Source organism: Methylobacterium segetis (assembly GCF_004348265.1).
GTDB classification, from domain to species: Bacteria; Pseudomonadota; Alphaproteobacteria; order Rhizobiales; family Beijerinckiaceae; genus Methylobacterium; species Methylobacterium segetis.
This window is the reverse complement of sequence record NZ_SMNT01000186.1, coordinates 1-4,950: the sequence shown is the minus strand read 5'-3', so window position 1 is coordinate 4,950 and position 4,950 is coordinate 1. Positions and strand designations below refer to the sequence as shown.

Here is a 4,950-nt window from a genome sequence, read left to right as displayed (position 1 = left end):
GACGCCAAGCTGCCGCAGGCGCTGATCCGCGACAAGCGGCTCGACTGCCTCTCGCTGCTGCCGGCCTCCCAGACCCGGGACAAGGACGCGCTCACCGACGCGGGCGTCGCCCGGGTCATGGAGGAGCTGCGCGAGAAGTTCGACTGGGTGATCTGCGACTCGCCCGCCGGCATCGAGCGCGGCGCGACGCTGGCCATGCGCCACGCGGACGTGGCCGTGGTGGTGACGAACCCCGAGGTCTCCTCGGTGCGCGACTCCGACCGCATCATCGGCCTGCTCGACTCGAAGACGGTCAAGGCCGAGAAGGGCGAGACCATCGACAAGCACCTCATCCTGACCCGCTACGACCCCACCCGGGCCGACCGCGGCGACATGCTGAAGGTGGACGACGTGCTCGAGATCCTCTCGATCCCGCTGCTCGCCATCATCCCGGAGAGCGAGGAGGTGCTGCGCGCCTCGAACGTCGGCTGCCCGGTCACCCTCAACAACCCGCTCTCGGCCCCGGCCCGCGCCTACACCGACGCGGTCCGCCGCCTGAACGGCGAGACCGTGCCGATGAGCGTGCCCAGCGAGCGCAAGTCCTTCCTCGGCAAGATCTTCACACGGAGGGCGGCATGAGCCTACTCAGCCTCTTCTCCCGGCGCGGCTCCGCGCCGGTGGCCCGCGAGCGCCTGCAGCTCATCATCGCTCACGAGCGGGCCGACAACGGGCGTTCCGACCTCGTCGTGACGCTGCGCGAGGAGATCCTCGCCGTCATCGCCAAGCATGTCGCGGTCGAGCGTGACAAGGTCTCGATCACGGTGGAGCGCGGCGAGGGCGTCTCGACGCTGGGCGTCGACATCGAGCTGCCGCTGCCCGCGGCCGCCAAGCTGACCGGCCTGATCGAGTCGGCGGCCAAGACCAAGCTCGCCGCGGCCTGACCAGGCCGCGGCATCCACACGGGTCGCGCGCTGCCGCTTAACTTGGTACGGGTAGTCCGTACTTTGTGTGAGGTGCAGACCGTCATCCAGACGCCCCTCTTCCTCGCGGATGCGAAGGCGGCGGGTGTTACGGACGAGGAGCTTGCCGCGATCGTCTCGACCATCGCTGCCGACCCACACGCCGGCGACGCGATCGTCGGAACCGGCGGCGCACGCAAGCTGCGGGTGGCCGGCCGAAACCAGGGCAAGTCCGGCGGCGACCGCGTGATCACGTTCGACGCGGCCGAGGACGTACCGGTGTTCCTCCTGAGGCTCGTCTCCAAGAGGCAGCAAGAGGCAGCGGGCGGATCTCAGTCAGGCTGACCGCAACGCCCTGCGGGCGGTGCTGGCCACGCTGGCGGAGGCGTATCGTGAGGGGGGCAGGCGCCGGGCGCGGGATCCGCGGTTGCGCTGAGCCCTGACGAGACCGCTGGAGGAGCGGCCCATGACCGCATTCGGAAAAGGTCTGATCGAATCCGCCGAGCAGGCGCTCGCGATAGCGCGAGGCGAGGCTGACCCCGCGACCTACCGCGTCCATGTCCCCCCCAAGATCGACGTGCGCGCGATCCGTACCGGCCTTGGCTTGACGCAGGCCGAGTTCGCCCACCGTTTCGGCTTCCCGATCGGAACGCTGAGGGATCTGGAGCAGGGTCGCGCCAGCCCGGACAGCTCGACCCGCGCCTACCTCACGGTGATCCGCCGGGAGCCGGAGGTCGTGCAGCGGGCGCTCGTCGAGAGCTGAACCGGCCGGCTCACCGCGGCGTCAGCGTGAAGGCCGGCGGGTCGTCGGGCTGCGTCGTCACGATCGCCGCCGGATGGATCGCCGCCCCCGCGGGCAGGCTGATGCGGAAGCGGCCGACGAGGCGCGCGAGCGCGAGCGTCGCCTCCAGCAGGGCGAAATGGGCGCCGATGCAGACGCGCGGGCCTGCCCCGAACGGCAGGTAGGCGAAGCGCGGCGGCGGGGCCGCACCCGGCAGGAAGCGCGCCGGATCGAAGATGTCCGGGTCGCGCCAGAGCCGCCGGTGCCGGTGCAGCACCCAGGGCGAGATCATCACGATGTCGCCCGGCTCGATCCGGTGCCCGCCGAGCCTGTCCGCCGCGCGGGCGGCGCGGGCGAGGACGAAGGCGGGCGGATAGAGGCGCAGGGTCTCGTCGACGACGGCGCGCGTCAGCGGCAGCCTCCGCTCGTACCCGCTCCCGAGGCCCTTGCCGGCCTCGCGCGCTTCCGCGGCGACCGCGTCCTGGATGTCGGGTGCGAGCGCGAGCAGGTAGCTCGCCCAGAGGAGCGCGGCGGCCGTGGTCTCGTGCCCGGCCAGGATCATGGTGGCGACCTGATCGCGGAGCTGGTCCTGGTCGAAGGACCGTCCGGTCTCCGGATCCCTGGCCGTCACGAGGAGATCGAGCAGGTCGCGCGCGGCGTGCGGCGCAGGGTCGGCCGCCCGGCGGGCGATGATCCGGTCGAGGAACGGGATCCAGCGGCGCCGGAACCGGGCCCGGGCGAGGTCGAGGGGCCCCGGCCAGGAGAGCGGCAGCAGCATGTCGAGGAGATGGGGCCGCCCCATCCGCTCGGCGTATTCCGCCACGAAGGAGCGGAGAGCCGCACCGTCCGTCTCCATGCCGACCGAGAACATGGTGCGGCCCGCGATCTCGAGGGCCAGCGCGTGCAGCGCCGGGAACAGCGCGACGGGTCCGCGCGCGGCCTCCGCCTCGAGCCGCGTGGCGGCCGCGTCGACCGCGCCGTCGATGTGCGGCACGAGGTCCTCCACCGCCCGCGGCGTGAAGGCCGGGGCGAGCGTGCGGCGCTGATGGCGCCAGGCCGCCCCCTCGCTGATCAGGAGACCGTCGCCGAGGACGGGGCGCAGGATGCGCACCGAGGCGCGCGTGCGCGCATAGGCCGCTTGGTTGTCGATGAGGACGTGCCGGATCGCGTCCGGGTCGCTCACGATGAAGCTGCGGCGCCCCAGGAGCCGGCGGTGGACGATCGGCTCGTCGTAGGTGCGCTGCGGCCACGCCGCGAGGGCGTTCCGGCGCAGGGCGGCGAGATAGGCGGGCAGCGAGAGTTCGTGGGCCGGCGGCTCGGGCACCGGCGGCCGGGGCCGCGGGCCATCCGGGAACCGCCGCGGCACGTCGAGGATGGTCTGACCCGAATCCATGGCTGTCCTCGCCCCGGGCGCCCTCCGGCTTGATGCCGGAGGCCGGGTGGCGTGTAAACACGCCTCGATGCCGCCCGCGCCCGCCCCGACCCGCCCCTGGACCATCGAGGCCGAGGGGCTGCGGCTCGGCGTGCGCCTGACGCCCCGCGGCGGCCGCGACGGCATCGATGGCGTGGGCGTCGGGGCCGACGGCCGGTCGGTGCTCCAGATTCGCGTCGCGGCAGCGCCGCTGGAGGGCGCGGCCAACGCCGCCCTCGTCGCCCTCCTCGCCAAGAGGCTGCGGATGCGCCGCTCCGACATCGCGATCCTGTCGGGCGAGACCGCGCGCCTCAAGGTCCTGCGTCTCTCCGGCGACGGGCCGGCCCTGGCCGAACGGCTCGCGGCCGACCTCGACCGCCGGTAGAGCGCCGGGCGCCTACGCCCCGCCCGGCCGGCCGGCCCCGTCGATTGCCGATCCGAGGCCGATCGCGCCGTCCCGCCCGCTCGGATCGGAGTTCTCGACCTCGGAGGCCAGCCGCAGCAGGGTCCGGCGCAGCCAGGCATGGGCCGGGTCGGCGTCGTAGGAGGCGTGCCAGAGCATCGCGATCGCCACGTCGTCGAGCGCCACCGGCGCCGGGCTGACGCTGAGGCCCAGGGTCCCGGCGAAGAAATGCGCCACCCGCGCGTGCATCGTGGCGATGACCGGCGCGTCGCGCACGAGGAAGGGGACGGCGACGAAGCTCGGCGTCGTCACGGCGATCGTCCGGCTGAGGCCGATCCTGGCCAGCGCGTCGTCGACCACCCCGTGCGCGGTCCCGCGCAGGCTCGTCAGGATGTGCGGGAAGCGCACGTAATCCTGAAGCGAGATCGGCGCCTCGAGCCCGACGCGGGCCGGGTTGAACAGGCAGACGTAGCGGTCCCGGTGCAGGAGCCGCATCTTGTGGTGCGCCTGCCCCTCCGTGAACAGGCCGATGCCGAGATCGACCTGATCCGCGTCGAGCTCGGCGAGGATGCGGGCGCGGTCGATCGTGCGCAGCAGGAGCCGCACCCCCGGCGCCTCGGCCCGCAGATGCGCGAGCAGGCGGGGGCCGAGCAGGACCTCGACGCTGTCCGGCAGGCTGATCGTGAAGACGCGCTCGACGGTGGCGGGGTCGAAGCTGTCGTCGCGGCGGACCAGCGCCTGGATCTGGCGGAGCGCCGTGCGCACGGGCTCGGCCAGCGCCATCGCCCGCGGCGTCGGGCGCATGCCCTCGGGCGCGCGGGTGAGAAGCTCGTCGTCGAACAGCGCGCGAAGCCGCCCGAGCGCGCTGCTCATGGCCGATTGCCCGAGCCCGATCCGGGCCGCGGCGCGGGTGACGCTGCGCTCGGCGAGGAGGGCGTCGAGGGCCACGAGGAGGTTGAGATCGACGCTGGCGAGATCGACGTGATCAATAGTCATTACCGATCCAATCGGTTTGATCCATGCTGCAGTGCAAAGCATATTCGCCTCACAGGCAAGGGCGATGGACACCTTGCACAGCAGAAAGACACGCAGACCATGACCATCCAGACCATGATTCTCGCCGCCGCCGCCCTCCTCGCTGCCGGCACGGCGAATGCCGAGGGCCTGAAGCCCGCCCGGGCGCAGAGCGTCGATCTCGGCACGCTCGCGGGCGTCGCCTACTACACGCCGGAATCCGAGGGCTACCGGGTCGTCGTCACCCTGGCGCCCCGCGCGGCGGCTCCGGCCGTCCGTTTCGAGACGGTGCTCGCCGAGGGCCAGCGGGTGACGCTCTCGGCGCCCCGCGGCCTTGGCCAGGCGGCGGACGCCGTCGAGATCGCCCGCAAGGGCGAGGCCGTCACGGTGGTGCCCGCCCGGG

The 4,950-nt window shown here is 72.9% G+C and carries 8 protein-coding genes; 6 read left to right on the top strand and 2 right to left on the bottom strand.

The genetic code is table 11. The annotated features are described in order from the left end of the window. The 4 genes from minD to E1J50_RS25665 all read left to right on the top strand — a co-directional run. On the top strand, nucleotides 1–618 hold a 618-nt coding region (minD, locus tag E1J50_RS25680; protein ID WP_132256574.1), incomplete at its 5' end, for a septum site-determining protein MinD. After that, nucleotides 615–920, top strand: a complete 306-nt coding sequence (gene minE / locus E1J50_RS25675) for a cell division topological specificity factor MinE (protein ID WP_132257055.1) — start codon at nucleotides 615–617, stop codon at nucleotides 918–920. The genes minD and minE, both read left to right, overlap by 4 nt. Nucleotides 921–992: 72 nt before the next feature. Then, complete coding sequence (locus E1J50_RS25670; protein ID WP_245516762.1) at nucleotides 993–1,283, top strand: type II toxin-antitoxin system RelE/ParE family toxin; 291 nt, start codon at nucleotides 993–995, stop codon at nucleotides 1,281–1,283. A 121-nt stretch (nucleotides 1,284–1,404) separates the two neighbouring features. Next, on the top strand, nucleotides 1,405–1,701 hold the full coding sequence (locus E1J50_RS25665) for a helix-turn-helix domain-containing protein (RefSeq protein ID WP_132257053.1): 297 nt from the start codon (nucleotides 1,405–1,407) through the stop codon (nucleotides 1,699–1,701). Between the two features lie 10 nt (nucleotides 1,702–1,711). On the opposite strand, the gene E1J50_RS25660 is transcribed toward E1J50_RS25665, so the two are convergent. After that, complete coding sequence (locus E1J50_RS25660) at nucleotides 1,712–3,112, bottom strand: cytochrome P450 (RefSeq protein ID WP_132257051.1); 1,401 nt, start codon at nucleotides 3,110–3,112, stop codon at nucleotides 1,712–1,714. A 46-nt stretch (nucleotides 3,113–3,158) separates the two neighbouring features. Here E1J50_RS25660 and E1J50_RS25655 point away from each other — a divergent pair, with 46 nt between their 5' ends. Next, on the top strand, nucleotides 3,159–3,515 hold the full coding sequence (locus E1J50_RS25655; RefSeq protein ID WP_425374969.1) for a DUF167 family protein: 357 nt from the start codon (nucleotides 3,159–3,161) through the stop codon (nucleotides 3,513–3,515). A gap of 12 nt (nucleotides 3,516–3,527) precedes the next feature. Here E1J50_RS25655 and E1J50_RS25650 read toward each other — a convergent pair whose 3' ends face one another. Next, nucleotides 3,528–4,529, bottom strand: coding sequence for a LysR family transcriptional regulator (locus E1J50_RS25650; RefSeq protein ID WP_132257049.1), 1,002 nt, complete (start codon nucleotides 4,527–4,529; stop codon nucleotides 3,528–3,530). Between the two features lie 99 nt (nucleotides 4,530–4,628). Here E1J50_RS25650 and E1J50_RS25645 point away from each other — a divergent pair. Continuing rightward, the coding region (locus tag E1J50_RS25645; RefSeq protein ID WP_132257047.1) for a hypothetical protein at nucleotides 4,629–4,950 on the top strand (322 nt) is incomplete at its 3' end.

Bases quoted from the DNA above. Each gene is read 5' to 3' on its own strand.
- minE (WP_132257055.1), top strand. From the start codon at position 615: ATGAGCCTACTCAGCCTCTTCTCCCGGCGCGGCTCCGCGCCGGTGGCC.
- E1J50_RS25665 (WP_132257053.1), top strand. From the start codon at position 1,405: ATGACCGCATTCGGAAAAGGTCTGATCGAATCCGCCGAGCAGGCGCTC.
- E1J50_RS25660 (WP_132257051.1), bottom strand. From the start codon at position 3,112: ATGGATTCGGGTCAGACCATCCTCGACGTGCCGCGGCGGTTCCCGGAT.
- E1J50_RS25650 (WP_132257049.1), bottom strand. From the start codon at position 4,529: ATGACTATTGATCACGTCGATCTCGCCAGCGTCGATCTCAACCTCCTC.